The organism is Massilia sp. Mn16-1_5, from assembly GCF_004798585.1.
Taxonomy (GTDB): Bacteria; Pseudomonadota; Gammaproteobacteria; order Burkholderiales; family Burkholderiaceae_D; genus Telluria.
On sequence record NZ_PPXQ01000014.1, the window covers coordinates 19,512 to 36,299 of the forward strand.

Annotated in this window: 15 protein-coding genes and 1 pseudogene; 6 read left to right on the forward strand and 10 right to left on the reverse strand. The window is 64.9% G+C overall.

Annotated elements, in window-relative coordinates:
* Positions 1–7 precede the first annotated feature (7 nt).
* The 5 genes from C2862_RS17135 to C2862_RS17155 are packed head-to-tail and all read right to left on the reverse strand — an operon-like array spanning position 8 to position 3,053.
* Positions 8–832, reverse strand: coding sequence for an SDR family oxidoreductase (locus C2862_RS17135; RefSeq protein ID WP_136221356.1), 825 nt, complete (start codon positions 830–832; stop codon positions 8–10).
* A 14-nt stretch (positions 833–846) separates the two neighbouring features.
* On the reverse strand, positions 847–1,257 hold the full coding sequence (locus tag C2862_RS17140) for a hypothetical protein (protein WP_136221357.1): 411 nt from the start codon (positions 1,255–1,257) through the stop codon (positions 847–849).
* A 22-nt stretch (positions 1,258–1,279) separates the two neighbouring features.
* Entirely contained in the window at positions 1,280–2,200 is a 921-nt protein-coding gene (locus C2862_RS17145) for an SPFH domain-containing protein (RefSeq protein WP_136221358.1), read from the reverse strand.
* 39 nt (positions 2,201–2,239) lie between these two features.
* Positions 2,240–2,662, reverse strand: a complete 423-nt coding sequence (locus C2862_RS17150) for an NfeD family protein (protein ID WP_136221359.1) — start codon at positions 2,660–2,662, stop codon at positions 2,240–2,242.
* A gap of 10 nt (positions 2,663–2,672) precedes the next feature.
* Entirely contained in the window at positions 2,673–3,053 is a 381-nt protein-coding gene (locus C2862_RS17155) for a hypothetical protein (RefSeq protein WP_136221360.1), read from the reverse strand.
* Between the two features lie 292 nt (positions 3,054–3,345).
* On the opposite strand from C2862_RS17155, the gene C2862_RS25330 reads away from it, so the two are divergent.
* Entirely contained in the window at positions 3,346–3,504 is a 159-nt protein-coding gene (locus C2862_RS25330; protein ID WP_168710099.1) for a hypothetical protein, read from the forward strand.
* A gap of 581 nt (positions 3,505–4,085) precedes the next feature.
* Here the strand turns inward: C2862_RS25330 and ppsA are convergent.
* Positions 4,086–6,521: a phosphoenolpyruvate synthase gene (ppsA, locus tag C2862_RS17160; protein ID WP_136221361.1), complete on the reverse strand. Its 2,436-nt coding sequence runs from the start codon at positions 6,519–6,521 to the stop codon at positions 4,086–4,088.
* Positions 6,522–6,697: 176 nt separating this feature from the next.
* Here ppsA and C2862_RS17165 point away from each other — a divergent pair, with 176 nt between their 5' ends.
* The 3 genes from C2862_RS17165 to C2862_RS17175 all read left to right on the forward strand — a co-directional run bounded on the left by C2862_RS17165 (position 6,698) and on the right by C2862_RS17175 (position 10,260).
* Positions 6,698–7,546, forward strand: coding sequence for a pyruvate, water dikinase regulatory protein (locus C2862_RS17165; protein ID WP_136221362.1), 849 nt, complete (start codon positions 6,698–6,700; stop codon positions 7,544–7,546).
* A gap of 179 nt (positions 7,547–7,725) precedes the next feature.
* Positions 7,726–9,021 carry a DUF2254 domain-containing protein gene (locus tag C2862_RS17170; RefSeq protein ID WP_136221363.1) on the forward strand — a complete coding sequence of 432 codons (1,296 nt, stop codon included), beginning with the start codon at positions 7,726–7,728 and terminating at the stop codon, positions 9,019–9,021.
* A gap of 3 nt (positions 9,022–9,024) precedes the next feature.
* On the forward strand, positions 9,025–10,260 hold the full coding sequence (locus C2862_RS17175; RefSeq protein WP_136221364.1) for a sodium:proton antiporter: 1,236 nt from the start codon (positions 9,025–9,027) through the stop codon (positions 10,258–10,260).
* A gap of 4 nt (positions 10,261–10,264) precedes the next feature.
* Here the strand turns inward: C2862_RS17175 and C2862_RS17180 are convergent, their stop codons facing one another.
* Both C2862_RS17180 and C2862_RS17185 read right to left on the reverse strand, forming a co-directional pair.
* A complete protein-coding gene (locus C2862_RS17180) occupies positions 10,265–10,771 on the reverse strand; it encodes a DUF421 domain-containing protein (RefSeq protein ID WP_136221365.1) in 507 nt (168 codons plus the stop codon).
* 30 nt (positions 10,772–10,801) lie between these two features.
* Positions 10,802–11,263: a DUF305 domain-containing protein gene (locus C2862_RS17185; RefSeq protein WP_136221366.1), complete on the reverse strand. Its 462-nt coding sequence runs from the start codon at positions 11,261–11,263 to the stop codon at positions 10,802–10,804.
* 151 nt (positions 11,264–11,414) lie between these two features.
* On the opposite strand from C2862_RS17185, the gene C2862_RS17190 reads away from it, so the two are divergent.
* Entirely contained in the window at positions 11,415–12,377 is a 963-nt protein-coding gene (locus C2862_RS17190; protein ID WP_136221367.1) for a mechanosensitive ion channel family protein, read from the forward strand.
* 14 nt (positions 12,378–12,391) lie between these two features.
* Here C2862_RS17190 and C2862_RS17195 read toward each other — a convergent pair whose 3' ends face one another.
* Positions 12,392–13,282, reverse strand: coding sequence for an ion transporter (locus tag C2862_RS17195; protein WP_136221368.1), 891 nt, complete (start codon positions 13,280–13,282; stop codon positions 12,392–12,394).
* Between the two features lie 63 nt (positions 13,283–13,345).
* Here C2862_RS17195 and C2862_RS17200 point away from each other — a divergent pair.
* A pseudogene (locus C2862_RS17200) lies at positions 13,346–14,323 on the forward strand (BCCT family transporter); the annotation flags it as partial.
* A gap of 42 nt (positions 14,324–14,365) precedes the next feature.
* Here C2862_RS17200 and C2862_RS17205 read toward each other — a convergent pair.
* On the reverse strand, positions 14,366–16,777 hold the full coding sequence (locus C2862_RS17205; RefSeq protein ID WP_136221370.1) for an ATP-binding protein: 2,412 nt from the start codon (positions 16,775–16,777) through the stop codon (positions 14,366–14,368).
* Positions 16,778–16,788 lie beyond the last annotated feature (11 nt).

Consider the following 16,788-nt stretch of genomic DNA (forward strand, 5'->3'; position numbering starts at 1 on the left):
TCTTTCGTTACCTGGGCCTGACGTCGTCCTTCAACGCCGCCAGCGCGATCTTCTCGACCACGCCCGGCGCCAGCAATTTGAGGAAGCGCCCGAGCTTGCCCTTGGCCGTCATCACGACTTCGCGCTTGCGCCCGTTCATGCCGTCGATGATCAGGCGCGCGCATTCCTCGACGCTCATCGCGCCCTCTTCCTTCAGGCCGCTGACACCCGCCGCCTCGCCCTGGGCATTGAAGCCGCGGTAGCGGATCTTCGTATCGACCACGCCTGGATAGGCCGTGGTCACGCTGACGCCCGCGCCTTTCAGTTCGGCCCGCAGCGCCTCGAAGAAGCCGGTCATGGCGAACTTGGTGGCGCTGTAGGCCGTGCGCCCCGGCACGCCGACCAGGCCCGCCAGCGAGGACACCGCGACAATGCTGCCGCGGGTGTTCTTGAGGTGCGGCAGCGCAGCCTGGGTGCACCAGACACTGCCCCACAGGTTCACCCGCATCAGCTCCTCGTACCAGCCGAGATCCTCGACCTGCTCGAACAGCGCGTGCGCCGAACGGCCCGCATTATTGACCAGTGCATCGAGGCGGCCGAAGCGCTCGACGGCAGCGACCACGAGGCGGCGGCACTGGATCTGCACGCCGACGTCGGTCGGCACCGTCATCGTTTGCGCGCCGAAGCTCGCGCATTCGGCGGCGACCGCGTCCAGCTGCTGCGCATTGCGCGCCGCGAGGACCAGCGCAATGCCCGCGCCCTCTTTCTCCGCCAGCTGGCGCGCCATCTCGGCGCCGATGCCGTCGGAGGCGCCGGTGATCACGATAACGCGAAGTGTTTGTGGCCCGTTCATGGCTTCGTCCTGGTTCAAGCGATGCCGGCGGCGGCGATCATGCCCAGGCTGGCCGCGAACACCAGCAAGACGAAAAAGCCGACCAGCCGCGCCAAGCCGCGCAGTTTCTGCCCGCGCGGCCGGCTGACCAGCACGTAGACGAGGATCGTCACTGGCCCGAACAGCAGGATGGCGATATTTGCCCACATCGAACGCCGCAGCCCGCGCGCATCACGGTCGAGCCGGAACCAGCAAAAGGTCAGGAAGTTCAACAGGAAGGCCGACAGCAGCGACCACCACACGGGTTCCTCCATCTGCCGCTGTTCCGCCACGCCGCTCATCAGGCCCGAGACGAACATCGTCACCAAAATCGCGGCCAGGATGCGGCGCATGGCGCTGGCGTGGGCCGAGGAAGCGATGTCAGGCGCGCCCGGCAAGGTGCTCATTTCTGCATTCATTGCCTACCCTTTACTTCTGTGTTTTCACGATCTGCAGCGCGCTCGCAATCAGGCCGCTCATCTCGCCCAGGTTCGCCGGCACGATGATCGAATTATTGGTCTTCGCCAGATTACCGAACGCATCGACGTAATGTTCGGCCACGCGCAGGTTCATGGCGTCCTCGCCGCCCGGCTCGCGGATCGCGGCGCCGACCTGGCGCAGCGCGGTGGCGCTGGCTTCGGCCAGGGCGACGATGGCATTGGCCTCGCCCTGGGCGCGGTTGATCGCGGCCTGGCGTTCGCCTTCGGAGCGCGCAATCGCCGCTTCGCGTTCGCCGCTGGCGATATTGATCTGCTCCTGGCGCCGGCCTTCCGAGGCTGCGATCAGCGCGCGCTTCTCGCGTTCGGCCGTGATCTGGCGCTGCATCGAATGCAGGATCTCGGCCGGCGGCGTCAGGTCCTTGATTTCGTAGCGCAGCACCTTGACGCCCCAGTTCGCGGCCGATTCGTCGATGGCGTTCACGATCGTCGTGTTGATGTGGTCGCGCTCTTCGAAGGTCTTGTCGAGTTCCATCTTGCCGATCACCGAACGCAGGGTCGTCTGCGCCAGCTGGGTGATGGCCTGGATATAGTTCGAGGAACCATAGGAGGCGCGCATGGCGTCGGTCACCTGGAAGTACAGGATGCCGTCCACTTGCAACTGCGTGTTGTCGCGCGTGATGCAGACCTGGGGCGGCACGTCGAGCGGGATCTCCTTCAGGCTGTGCTTGTAAGCGATGCGGTCGATGAAGGGAATCACGATGTTCAGGCCCGGCGCCAGCGTCGCGTGGTACTTGCCGAGACGTTCGACCACCCAGGCGTGCTGCTGGGGCACGACATTGATCGTCTTGAAGACGAACACGATGGCGATGATGAAGATGACCAGCGCGACGGTTCCGAACGAAAATTCCATGAGCATCCCTTATAGATGAGGTTCTGTTATCAGCTGTTCTTATGAATTCGCGACGATGAGGCGATTGCCCTGCACCTCGACGATGCGGTATTCGCCCGCCTCCGGCTGCGCGCCCGGCCCCAGCTCCACGTCCCAGAGCGCGCCGCGGTACATCACGCGCGCGCGGCCGTTCTGCCAGCTCGGGACGGTGACGCGACCGCCGATGTCGAGATTCACGTTCTGGTCGCGGCTGGCGCTGATCTTGGCCGGCCGGCCGAAGCGGCTGCGGTGCAAGATGCTGGTGGCGACCAGGCCGGTCGCGGCCGCGACCAGGGTCTGGATCGGCCCCGACAGGCCCAGCAGCGCGGCGATGCCGCCGCAGGCCAGGCCGATGGCGATCATCAGCAGATAGAAGGTGCCGGTGAAGAGTTCGGCGATCACCAGGATTCCCGCGCCCACCAGCCAGTTCATCCAGTCGGACATGACGTGCTCCTCAGCCGCTCTTGCGCGGCGTATAGATCGGCGAGGCCGGCGCCTTGGCTTCGGGCGCCTTGCACGAGCGCTCGCAGCGCTGGTAAGTCGTATCGCAGGCGGCGACGCGCTGCATGCGGCGCTTATGCAGGGCCGTCTCGACCGGTGCACGGGCGCCCGTCTGCGAGGGCGCGCCGGTATTCGCCGCGGTGCGCGCAAGCCGGTTTTTCTCCTCTACGGCGAGCAGGTCCTCACGGTCCTCCATGGCCAGCTGCTGCGCGTCGGCCTTGCAGGCGCGCCGTTCGCTGTCGCAGACGGAGTGGCAGAAACCGGGATCGGCGGCGTAGGCGGCGGTGGACAGCAGGCAGCCGGCCAAGGCAAGCGTCAGGGATGCGAGGCGCATGAAAGTCTCCAGTCGATGTGAAAAACCCCCACCACCGCAGGGGTGGCGAGGGTTTCCAAAAGTCTAACTAGTTCTGACAACGAGTCAAGCATTTTGTTGCCATTAGGCTATTAGCTCTACGGCGCGGCTGGCCCAAGGGGCGTCGAAAATACTTACAAATGTACGCTCAAGACAAGCTTCCCGCTCACCTAAGGCTCTGAAAATGTTAAATATTTTCCTTAAGATTGTCGCCGGTACAGAATTTGCTTATTTCGTCTAAATGACGGCATCAGCGCCCGGAGAGGAGAATACCTTGAAAAACCATAAAGAAAATACGCATTCGGTCCGATCGAAACAAGGGCATGCGTCCTTGAATCGCTTTCCTCTAGTTGGTCTGGCAATGCTCCTGGCCTGTGCGGCGGTGGTAGGGTATGGCATTCTTTATCTTTGTTTTTCGCTTGCAGGCTCGTGAACACGAGCAGAATTTGCATCTGTTAGTGCAGCTTTTACTATCCAATGCGACCTCGCAATTGAGCGCCAGCATAATCAGATTTGCTCTACCATGATTCGTCAAAGATACAACGTCTAGCTTCTTCGCACCGGTTGGAACATGTGCGATGAAGCGAAGCGTCGTGCCTATTTTTGCTGTGCGCACATCTTGTCCGGGATGCGCCGCTCGGCATCAACTTAACGCTTCGGTGAACTGTAGTTCGACTGAAAGACGAACCATGTTAATGAATGAGTTATCGAGGGCCATTGGCACTGTCAATGATGCCTCTCCCATCCCCCTGTCCCCAAGCGCACACCCCTACGTTCGAAAGAACGATCTGCTGGCAAGGACTGTGTATCGAGCGCAGCTGATCCGTCGTATTGCCGGCACCAGTGCAGCCCGCACTTTCCTGGCATGCATGCGTGTCGAGGCCGCGCTGGCCGAACGTGTTGTCTCGTCCTCATTTTCCAAGCTGAGACGTTAAACGCTCTTAGAAAAAAACCCCGCGACCCATGTGGGAGCGGGGTTTTGTCGATCAGCCTGCTACTGCAGGCTGTCCTGTCTTACTTGGCTGCCAGCTTCTGCCAGGTGTCGATCACCGAATCGGGATTCAGCGACATCGACTCGATGCCCTGCTCCACCAGCCACTCCGCGAAATCAGGATTGTCCGACGGACCCTGGCCGCAGATACCGATGTACTTGCCCTGCGCACGGCAGGCCTTGATCGCCAGCGACAGCATGGCCTTCACGGCAGGGTCGCGCTCGTCGAAGTCCTTGGCCAGCAGCTCCATGCCGGAGTCGCGGTCCAGGCCCAGGGTCAGCTGGGTCAGGTCGTTCGAGCCGATCGAGAACCCGTCGAAGTGCTGCAGGAACTGCTCGGCCAGGATGGCGTTCGACGGCACTTCGCACATCATGATGACGCGCAGGCCGTTCTCGCCGCGCTTCAGGCCATACTTGGCCAGCAGCTCGATGACCTTCTCGGCCTGGCCCAGGGTACGTACGAACGGGATCATCAGTTCGACGTTGGTCAGGCCCATCTCTTCGCGCACGCGCTTCATGGCGAGGCATTCCATCTCGAAGGATTCGGCGAAGTCCTCGGCCAGGTAGCGCGCGGCGCCGCGGAAGCCCAGCATCGGGTTTTCCTCGTCCGGCTCGTAGCGCGAACCGCCGATCAGCTTCTTGTACTCGTTCGACTTGAAGTCGGACAGGCGCACAATCACCGGTTTTGGCCAGAAGGCGGCGGCGATGGTCGCCACGCCTTCGGCGAGTTTATCGACGTAGAAGGCCTTCGGCGAGGCATGGCCGCGGGCGACCGATTCGACCGCCTTCTTCAGGTCGGCGTCGATGTTCGGGTACTCGAGGATGGCCTTCGGGTGCACGCCAATGTTGTTGTTGATGATGAACTCAAGACGCGCGAGGCCGACGCCGCCGTTCGGCACCGACTGGAAGTCGAAAGCCAGCTGCGGGTTGCCGACGTTGAGCATGATCTTGGTCGGGATCGGCGGCAGTTCGCCGCGCGAAACTTCGGTCACTTCCGTTTCCAGCAAGCCGTCGTAGATCTTGCCCTCGTCGCCTTCGGCGCAGGAGACGGTAACAAACGTGCCGTCCTTCAGGGTCTCGGTCGCGTCGCCGCAGCCGACGACGGCCGGCACGCCCAGCTCGCGCGCGATGATGGCCGCGTGGCAGGTACGGCCGCCGCGGTTGGTGACGATCGCCGAGGCGCGCTTCATGACCGGTTCCCAGTTCGGGTCGGTCATGTCGGCCACCAGCACATCGCCCGGCTGGACGCGTTCCATTTCCGACGGGTCGGTAATCACGCGCACGGGACCGGCGCCGATCTTCTGGCCGATCGCACGGCCGCTCGTCAATACGGTGCCGGTGCCCTTTAGGCTGAAGCGCTGCTGGGCGTCGGTCGCCTTCTGCTGCGATTTGACGGTTTCCGGGCGCGCCTGCAGGATGAACAGCTTGCCGTCGCGGCCGTCCTTGCCCCACTCGATGTCCATCGGACGGCCGTAGTGGTTCTCGATGATGACGGCGTACTTCGCCAGCTCGACGACTTCCTCGTCGGTCAGCGAGTAGCGGTTGCGCATCTCGATCGGCACGTCGACGGTCTTCACCGAACGGCCGGCCTTCGCCTCGTTGGTGAACTCCATCTTGATCAGTTTCGAGCCGATGTTGCGGCGGATGACGGGCGACTTGCCTTGCTGGAGCATCGGCTTGTGGACGTAGAACTCGTCCGGATTGACCGCGCCCTGCACCACCGTTTCACCCAGGCCGTAGCTGGAGGTGATGAAGACCACGTCCTTGAAGCCCGACTCGGTGTCGATCGTGAACATGACGCCGGCGGCGCCCACGTCCGAGCGCACCATGCGCTGCACGCCGGCCGACAGCGCGACTTCGGCGTGGGTGAAGCCCTTATGCACGCGATAGGAAATGGCGCGGTCGTTGTAGAGCGACGCGAAGACGTGCTTCATCGCTTCCAGGATGTTGTCGATGCCGACCACGTTCAGGAAGGTCTCCTGCTGGCCTGCGAAGGAAGCGTCCGGCAAGTCTTCGGCGGTGGCCGAGGAACGCACGGCGAAGGACATCTCGGCGGTCGAGTCGGCGACGAGGCGCTCGTAGTAGCTGCGGATTTCCTGTTCCAGGCGCGGCTGGAACGGGGTCTCGACGATCCACTGGCGGATCTCGGCGCCGGCCGCGGCAAGCGAACGCACATCGTCGATGTCGAGGCCTTCCAGGCGGGTGGCGATGCGGGCTGCCAGCGATGGGCCGCCGTCGACGGAATGCTCGAGAAAGTCGCGGAACGCCTGCGCCGTGGTGGCGAAGCCGGTCGGCACGCGCACGCCGGCGCCGGCCAGCTGGCTGATCATTTCGCCGAGCGAGGCATTCTTGCCGCCGACCGATTCGACATCGGTCATGCGCAGGTTCTCGAACGGAGCGACGTAGACGCCGGCGCCCTGATCGGGTTGTTTCAATGCTGCATTAGACAGGTTAGTCATGGTAAAGCACCTTACTTGATGATGGAAACCTTTGGGCGCGGCTGCAGGCCTGTTCTTGTTATTCTTGAAGCGGTGCAGCACAATGCAAAAATCCGTTGCCGAGCATTCTACCCCGTGTGCCCACGATTCACATCGCACAACACTGCAAACCCGACAGTATTCATTAAAAAAATATCATGACGCTCGACGCCCGCCCTCCTCTTCCCGCCCCGGCTCGCACTGTTTTCTTCGTCTCCGACGGCACCGGCATCACCGCCGAGACCTTCGGCCACGCGGTGCTGAGTCAGTTCGAAATGCGCTTCCGCCAGATCCGGATTCCCTTCATCGACACCTTGCAAAAGGCAAAAGACGCGGCCCGCCGCATCAACGAGGTCTACGCCGCCGACAACCAGCGCCCCATCGTGTTCTCGACCCTGGTCAAGCACGATCTGTCCGGCGTGATCCGGGCGTCGAACGGCATGCACATGGACCTGTTCCAGACCTTCGTTGCACCGCTGGAAATGGAACTGGGCGTGAAATCGACCCACACCATCGGCCGCATCCACAACGTGGTCGACTCCGAGGAATACAAGAACCGCATCGAGGCCATCAATTTTTCCCTGGCGCACGACGACGGCCAGTCGCACAAGAACCTGGCCGAGGCCGACGTGATCCTGGTCGGCGTGTCGCGTTCCGGCAAGACGCCGACCTCGCTCTATCTCGCCATGCAGTACGGCATCAAGGCGGCCAATTACCCGCTGATCCCGGACGACTTCGAACGCGGCAAGCTGCCCTCTTCCCTGCCGCCGTTCAAGCATAAGCTGTTCGGACTGACCATCACCCCGGAGCGCCTGACCGAGATCCGCAACGAGCGCCGCGCCGGCAGCAAGTATGCGTCGATCGAGAATTGCCGCTACGAGGTCAACGAAGCGGAGATGATGATGAAGCGCGAGGGAATCCGCTGGCTGTCGTCGACGACCAAGTCGATCGAGGAGATTGCGACGACGATCCTGCAGGAGATCAAGCCGGACCGGCGCGAGTATTAATCTTCGGGCTCGCCATGCCCCCGATCGATCACCGCGGCGAGCGGCGCGCAGGTGCGGGTAGTGTTGCCGAACGAACCGACAGGCCCGTCCTGTCCAGCTAAGCTGGGCTATCTCGCGCCATTGTCGCGCCTTTGCACACGCGAAGCCGGCAGCGCAAGCGAACGAAGGCGCTTGTCTATATGTACATACCAGGCCATTTCCAGTTTTTATTGAATCGCCTGCGCGAGCGATTATGGGTCAAGCCCGTCATCGCATGCGTACTGTCGGTGGCCGGGGTCTTGCTGGCGCATGCCGCGGACGGCGTCGCGCTCGGCTGGAAAGTGCCCGACATCGCACAGTCCTCGGTCATCGACCTGTTGAAGATCGTTGCCGCCAGCATGCTCGGTGTCGCCACGTTCGCAGTCGCATCGATGGTGGCGGCATATGCCTCGACCGGTCAATCGGCAACGGCGCGTGCCTTCCCGCTGGTCGTCGCCGACGACGTTTCGCAGAATGCGCTGTCGATTTTCGTCGGCACCTTCATTTTCTCCATCATCGCCTTGAGCGCGTCCACCAACGACTACTTCGGCAAGCCCGGCCGCTTCACCCTGTTCGTGCTGACGCTGCTGTCCCTGATTATCGTGGTGCTGGTATTCGTGCGCTGGGTCGACCGCATCGCGCGCCTGGGACGGCTGGGCGCCGTGATCGGCAAGGTCGAGCAGGCGACGGCGCAGGCCATGGCGCGGCGCAGGGAGCGCCCCTGCCTGGGCGGGCTGGCGGCGGACGGGCCGCCCTGCGGACTGGCCTTCCATAGCGAGGAACACGGCTCGCTCCAGCGCATCGACATGCCGGCCCTGCAGCGCCTGGCGGCGCGATGCCGCGTCCGTATCACCCTGGCCGTCGTTCCGGGCGCAGTGATCGTGCCCTCACGCCCGCTCGGTTATGTGCTGCCGGATGCCGGGGCTAGCGAAGCGGTCGATCCCTCACTCTTGCGCAAGGCCTTCGTGATCGGGCCGCATCGCCATTTCGACGAGGATCCCCGTTTCGGCCTGGTCGTACTGGCAGAGATCGGTTGCCGCGCCCTGTCTCCCGCAGTGAACGATCCCGGAACGGCAATCAGCGTACTCGGCGCCCTGCAGCGCCTGTTTGCCGGCTGGGTCGCGCCGGCGCAGCCGGCTTCGCCCGAGTACGACCGGGTCGAAGTACCCCGGCTGTCGCTGGACGACATGTTCGACGACGCATTTCCGGCCCTGGCACGCGATGGGGCGGGCCTGATCGAAGTGGCAATGCGCGTGCAGCGCGTACTCGGCGAACTTGGCCGTTGCGGTGACGCGCAGCTGGCGGCAGCAGCGCACCGTCATGCAGTCCTGGCGCTGGCGCGTGCCGAGCGCGCGCTCGCTTTCCCCCCTGACCTGTACCAGCTGCGGCTGCGGCACGCCGACTACCTGGGGCCGTGCCCGGCTCATGGCGCGCAGGCCGCAGACACGAAAGGATGAACCATGCCGGAAGTCGTACCCGTCTTCCTGGCGATTACCGCCGTGATCGCCTGGATCAACGCCCGCTTCCTGAAACTCCCATCGACCATCGGCGTGATGGCCGCCGCGCTGATCCTGTCGACCGCCACGCTGCTGCTGGACTATGCCGGTTACGGCAGGCCGCGCGACTACGCCGCCGAGCTGTTCGGCGCCATCGACTTCTCCGAGGTGCTGATGGAAGGCATGTTGAGCATCCTGCTGTTCGCGGGCGCCTTGCAGGTCGATTTGCAGCATCTGGCGAAGTACCGCTGGCAGGTCGGCCTGCTCGCGGTATTCGGCACCGTTGCCGCCGCACTGGCCGTCGGTGTCGGCCTGTACCATCTCCTGCCGCTGACGGGGCTCGAGCTGCCGCTGGCCTTCTGCCTGGTGTTCGGCGCCCTGATCGCGCCCACCGATCCGATTTCAGTCACGGGCCTACTGCGCAAGGTAGGCGCGCCGGCGAACCTCGAGACCGTCATCTCGGGCGAGTCCCTGTTCAACGATGGCGTCGGCATTGTCGTGTTCACGGTCATGGCGGCGGTCGCCGAGCACCATGCGCCTGGCGGCGCCGCGACCTCGGCGCTGCTCCTGCGCGAAGCGGCCGGTGGAATCGCCTTCGGCCTGGCCCTGGGCTACGTCACCTATCGCATGCTCAAGAGTATCGATAGCTACCAGGAAGAGGTGCTGCTGACGGTGGCTGCGGTATTGGGCGGCTACAGCCTGGCGCACCATCTCGGCGTGTCGGCTCCGCTGGCGATGGTGGCGGCTGGGATCCTGATCGGCAACCGCGGCCGCCGCAAAGGCATGTCCGACCTGACGCGCGAGCAGCTCGACCACTTCTGGGAACTGCTCGATTCGATGCTGAACGCGGTCCTGTTCGTGTTGATCGGCTTCGAAGCCCTGCTGCTGCCCTTCTCCGGACCGCTCCTTGCGGCCGGCGTGCTCGCGGTGTGCGTGACGCTCGTGGCGCGCCTGCTGACGGCGGGCCTGCCGGTCGCCCTGCTCGGCAGGCGCTCCGGCCTGCCGCAGGGAGCGTGGCAGGTACTGACCTGGGGTGGACTGCGCGGCGGCATTTCGGTGGCGCTTGCGCTGTCGCTGCCGGCCGGCCCCGAGCGTGACGCTCTGGTGACGATCACCTATATCGTGGTCGTCTTTTCCGTGCTGGTGCAAGGGCTCAGCGTGGAGCGGCTGGTACGCCGGATCGTGCCCTGCGCCGGCTGACCGTTCATCCGGCCAGGGTACCGTACGCGGACCGGCTTCCCGCCTGGCTAACCGAAATCACCGACAGGCTGCCGTCGGACTCGAGGATGACGGCGTCGATATTCTCGAGCGCGCCCTGGCCTTGCTGGCGCACCGCGGCGCGTACCTCGTCTTCGGTCACGCGCGCACGCTTCATGGCCGCGTGACGCATCTCGCCATCGAGCATCAGCACGGTCGGCCTGGTCTTCACGATGCCATTGACGAATGAAAAACGCACCGAGCACCAGGTAATGGCCAGCTGCAGGACAACCAGCAGGCCGAGGGCGGCGAGGCCCTCCGCCAGGGTGACATCCGTGTTCACCAGGATGGTCGAGAGCGTCGAGCCGAAAGCGACCGTCACGACCAGGTCGAACGCATTCATTTTCGAGAGCGTCCGGTTTCCGCTCAGCCGCAGCAGCAGGACCAGTCCGGCGTAGGCCAGGATGCCGACGACCGCGATACGGTAGATATTCTCCCAGCTATCGAACAGCATCCGCCTTCTCCTCGCTTCCTGCGTACCCGCTCACTTGCGTGGTCCATTGCGCTCGATGTCGGCGATCAGGGTTTCCATCTCCGCGATTTCCCTGCGCTGGGTGGCTGCGATGTTGTCCGCCAGCTTGCGCACCCGGGCATCGCTGATGCCGGCGCGCTCGCTGGTCATGATCGCGATCGAGTGATGGGGGATCATCGCGCGCATGTAGGACACGTCGTCCACCGTGCTCTGGCTGCGCACCAGCCACAATGCGAGCGCGAACAGCAGCGCGGCGCCGGCGAAGATGCCGGCATTGACCCGCTTGTCCTCGTACATGCCGCCCATGAATGCGAGCATGACGATGGCCATCGCCGCCCCCATCACCAGCGCCATCCAGGCGCGCGTCTGGCTGAAGTGGACATGGGCCGGCTCGTAGGTGTTCAGGTACATCAGGCCATACATGACGAGTGTCGAGACCAGGATCATGAGGCCGAAACGGCGATAGCTTCCCATCGTTTCTCCAGGCAGGTGGCAAGTGAGACCGCCAGTATCGCCAAAATGCGCGCCACGGCGCGCACGCGACCGCCCTTCCTCAAGCCTGCGCCGCCTGCCCGCCAAATCCGCCATCATCGGGGTTCGACATTCAAGGGAGAGACCCGTACCCATGTCCGCCGAACTTGCCGCCCTGATGCAGCGTGTGCATGCCCTTGGCCTGGGTGCCACGCGCATGCTCCCCAACCTCGCGATTGCCCTGCTTGTCTTCCTGCTGTTCCTCTTCGTCGCCAGCTGGAGCCGCCGGCTGGTGCAGCACCTGAATGCGCGCAAGCACGCGAACCTGGTGCTGGTCCTCGGCCGCCTCACCCAGTGGAGCATCCGGCTGCTGGGTCTCCTGCTCGCCGTCACCATCGCCTTCCCGACTTTCACGCCGGGCAACCTGATCAGCGCGCTCGGGATCACGGGTATCGCCATCGGCTTCGCTTTCAAGGATATCTTCGAGAATTTCCTGGCAGGGATCCTGATCCTGCTGACGGAGCCTTTCCGTATCGGCGACCAGATCGTGTTCGGTGGCTTCGAAGGCACCATCGAGGAAATCGAGACGCGCGCGACCAAGATGCGGACCTACGACGGACGGCTGGTCGTGATTCCGAATTCCGACCTGTACAAGGGCAGCTTCATCGTCAACACGGCCTATCCCGAACGCCGCCTGCAGTATGAGCTCGTGATCGGCAATGGCGATGACATCGCCGCGGCCAGGCAGGTAATCCTCGATGCGATCCGTTCGCTGCCCGGGGTCGAGACCGAGCCTGCGCCCGATGTACTGGTCGTGGAGTATGCCGATGCCGGGGTGAAGCTGCGCATGCGCTGGTGGATCAGGCCACCCCGCCGTGCCGACGCCCTCGACCTGCAGGACAAGGTGCTGGAAGCGGTCAAGACTGCACTGACTGCGCATGGGATCGACCTGCCCTTCCCGACGCACCAGGTGCTGCTGCACGACCAGACCGAGGCGAGCGACGGCGACCGCAGGCGCCAGCGCGAAGGCTGGCCCGCCGGGAAGGGCGAGGTGCCCGAGCCGGCAGGCCTGGCGCGGGCGGTACGGATGGCAGCCGGGCCAGCGCGCGAGGACTGAGCCTGTTTCGTTCGCTAGGAGCGAGCGCCAGTCCCGGACAAGGCCGCCCCGCAATCCTTGCAAAAACGCGCACCGGGATCATGGTCGCTGCTGCCGCAGTCGCCGCACGCGAGCAGTGGGCGGCTGCCGTGGCGCCGATCGTTGCGGCGCGCCGTCATTTCGGCAGTGACGATACCGGTCGGCACCGCCAGGATGCCCCAGCCGAGCAGCATCATGAAGGAGGCGATCGCCTTGCCGAGCGCGGTCTGCGGGGTGATGTCGCCGTAGCCGACCGTGGTCATGGTGACGATCGCCCAGTACATCGCGGTTGGAATGCTGGTATAGCCGTGTGCCGGACCTTCGGTGACGTACATCACCGTACCGAGGATGAGGACCGCCATGAGCACGACCGAAATGAAGACCATGATCTTGCGCCGGCTGGCGGCCAGCGCCTCGCCCAGCCGCGTGTATTCCTCGATATACAGCGTCAGCTTGAAAATCCTGAACACGCGCAGCAGGCGCAGGATGCGGATGTCGATCAGCGCCTCGCTGCCGGGCACCAGCAGCGAGACATAGGTCGGCAGCACCGACAGCAGGTCGATCAGGCCGTAGAAGCTCACCGCATAGCGCAAGGGATGCCGCACCGTCGCCAGCCTTGCCGCGTATTCGGCGGTGAACAGCAAGGTAAACACCCACTCCAGCGCGTACATCAATTCGGCATGCGGGCCGCCGATGGCCGGCACGCTGTCGAGCACGACGACCAGGATGCTGAGCAGGATGGCCACCACCAAACCGATGTCGAAGGCGCGGCCGGCCGGCGTATCGATGCCGAAGATGATTTCGTGCAGGCGTGCACGCCACCCGCCGGGAGGGCCGCCGCACTCAACGGGATGAAAGGCGTCGCGCTGGCTGGAAGGTGTCTTCATCAGCGGTGAACGAAAGGAATTCAGAAATCATAGCGCAGGCCGAGCGCCAGCGCATGGCCGCCGCCGGTGGCCGCATCGCTATCGGCCAGTATTTCACGCGGGCGCACCATCCGCGAGTTCGTCACCGGCGTCCTGCTGGTGCCGGTGCTGTTCACCTTCCTGTGGATGACCGTATTCGGCAACACCGCCATCGCACTCGACCTCAGCGGAACAGCCGCCGTCGCGCAAACCGTCACCGACAACCTGCCGGTGGCGCTGTTCGAGGTACTCGAGCAGCTGCCCTTCTCCCTGGTCGCCTCCGGACTCGCCACCCTGCTGGTGATTACCTTTTTCGTGACCTCGGCCGACTCCGGCGCCCTGGTGATCGACATGATCACCTCCGGCGCGGCGCCGAACCCGCCCGTCTGGCAGCGCATTTTCTGGGCGGTGTGCGCCGGCATCGTGGCGGCCGTGCTATTGCTGGCCGGCGGCCTGAAGGCCCTCCAGACCGCGGCCCTGGCGAGCGCGCTGCCCTTCGCCGTCGTGATGCTGTTCATCTGTTACGGCCTGATGCGGGCCCTGCAGACGGAGACGAGCGCCTCGTCCCTGGATCTGTCCGGCGCCGCGGAGACGCTGCCCGAGCCGGCAAGCCTGAGCTGGCAGGAGCGGCTGCGGAACATCACCAACTTCTACGACAAATCCGAGATCACCGCCTTTCTCGACGATACGGGGCGCTCCGCACTGGAAGCGGTGGCGGCGCAGATGCGCGAAAGCGGCCTGGTTCCCGAGGCGCGCTATCGCCCTGGCCAGCTCGACCTGCATGTGCCGCACGGCGACCGCGGCAGCTTCCACTACACGATCCGCGCGCGCAGCTTCCGTTCTCCCAGCTTTGCATGGGCCGAGACCGAGGGCGGGGTGCGGGAGAACAGGCACTACCGGGCCATGGCCTACGGCTCCGAAGGCGACCAGCAGCACGACGTGACCGGCTATACGCGCGACCAGCTGATCAACGACCTGTTGAACCGTTACGGCCGCTTTCGCCACGTGCGCAGGCTGGCCTGAGGGCGACCCGCATCGGAACGCGGGTCGGGCGCGTTCCAGCGATCAGGACAAGCCGGCTGGCCGCACCGCCCCCAGCACCTGCCCCAGCCGCTCGATATCCATCGGCTTGACGAAATGATGCTCGAAGCCGCTCGACTTCGACAGGATGCGGTCGTGCGCCTGGCCGTAGCCGGTCAGCGCGATAAACAGGGCCGAGGAGGTGGCCGGATCGGCGCGCAGGCGCCGCGCGAGTTCGTAGCCGTCCATCTCGGGCAGGCCGATGTCGAGGATGAGGACTTCCGGCGGGTCGAGCTGCGCCTGCGCCAGCGCCGGCACCGGGTGCGCTTCGACCCGCACCTGGTGGCCCTGGGCTTCGAGCAGCACGGCCAGCGATTCGGCGGCGTCGACGTTGTCGTCGACGATCATAATGCGCAGCGGCGAAGGGCCGGCCAGCATGCCTTCGCGCGCGGCGTCTTCGATGTGTTCCTTCAGGCGCTGGGTGATGGCCGGCAGGCGGAGGGTGAAGGTGCTGCCCTTGCCAGGGCCGGCGCTGTCGGCCGTGACGGTGCCGCCATGCAGCGCGACCATGGTCTTGACCAGGGCCAGGCCGATGCCCAGGCCGCCCTGGGCGCGGTCGGGCGTACGCGCGGCCTGGGTGAACAGTTCGAACACGTGCGGCAGCAGCAGCGTGTCGATGCCGATGCCGTTGTCGATCACGGCGATGTCGACCCAGCCCTCCTCCGCGTGCACCGCCAGCGTGATCTCGCCGCCCTGGGGCGTGTACTTGGCCGCGTTGTTGAGCAGGTTGGCGATCACCTGCACCAGGCGCGTGCGGTCGCCCAGCACGGTGGCCTGGGTGGCGTCGGTGCGCACGGTCAGCGCATGGCGGCGGGCCTCGATCAGGGGCCGGGCCTGCTCGACGGCGCTGGCCACGGCCCCCTTGATGTCGACCAGCTCCTTTTCCAGCTCGACCAGGCCGCGCGTGACGCGCGAGACGTCGAGCAGGTCGTCGACCAGCGCCGTCATGTGCTTGACCTGGCGGCTGATCACTTCGCTCGCCTTTTTCGTGCGGGTGTCCGCGGCATTCGTCAGGCGCAGCATCTCGGCGGCGGTGCTGATCGGCGCCAGCGGGTTGCGCAGTTCGTGCGCCAGCATGGCGAGGAATTCGTCCTTCTTGCGGTTCGCTTCGCGTAGCTCGAACTCGGCCTGGTAGCGCTCGGTCACGTCGACCGTCACGCCGCGCATGCGCACGGCCTTGCCTTCATCGTCGAACTGCACCTTGCCGCGGCTGTCGAGCCAGACCTGCCTGCCGTTGTCGGGTCGGAGGAAGCGCACCACCTCCTGGTAGGTGCCTGCGCCCGCGATCGCCTCGCGGTGGGCGCGGTCGATCTTCTCGCGGTCGTCGGGGTGGATGTGCGGGCCGACGACGTCCATCGCGGTCGGCGAAAAGCCGAGCACGAGGCCGATGTTGTCCGAATAGGCCAGTTCGCCGGTGGTGAAGTTCCAGTCCCAGACCGCCATCTTGGCCGCGTCCATGCCGTCGCGCAGGCGCTCGTCACTCTCGCGCCTGGCCGCCTGGGCCTCGACCGCGTCGGTGACGTCGTAGCCCTGGGCGAAGATGCCGACCGTGGTGCCGTACTGGTCCTTGTAAGGCTCGTACACGAGGTCGATGTAGCGCTGGCTGATCGGACCCTCGCGCTCGCGCTGGATCGCGATCGGCATGGCGCGCGTGATCCATGGCACGCCGGTGCGGTAGACCTGGTCGAGGAACTGCTCGAAGCCCTGGCCCGCCACCTCGGGCAGCGCGTCCCACACCGCCTTGCCGATCAGTTCGCGGTGGCCGACCAGCTGGTAGTAGGCCTCGTTGACCATTTCGAAGACGTGCTTCGGTCCCATCAGCACGGCGACGAAACCCGGCGCCTGGTTGAACAGGCTGCGCAGGTGTTCGCGCTCGTTGTTCAGGATGCGCGAGAGCGCCTCGTGCATCTGGGCGCGGTTGAAGTTCTCGGTATTGTTCTCGCTCGGGAGCGCCAGCTGCAGGGTCGCCACCTCGTTCTGCTGGTCGTAGCGATACAGCTCGGTGACGTCGACCGGGTTCTGGACCACGAGAATGGGCGTACCCTCCTCGTTCAGCACCGGCGTATGGACGGTGCTCCAGTAGCGCTCCTCGAACCGCTTGCCCTGCGGCGTATTCACCTCGACCGCGTAGCGGACAAAGGCCGTGGTGTCCGGCTCGCCCTTGGCCAGCGCGCGCAGCAGCGAAGCCTTGACCTCGCCGATGTTGGTCGCCTCGGCATTCCCTTCCTCGGCCGGGAAGGCGTCGAACACGTTGCGGCCGACGATCTCTTCCAGGCTGCGCTGGACCGAGCGCAGGTAGGCGCCGCTGGCGCCGACGATGGTGAGGTCGGGCGTCATCACGAGATAGGGATAAGGCGTGGCGCGAAAAAGCGCCTGGTAGTCCGAGAGCGTCATCATGCGCGCGATTG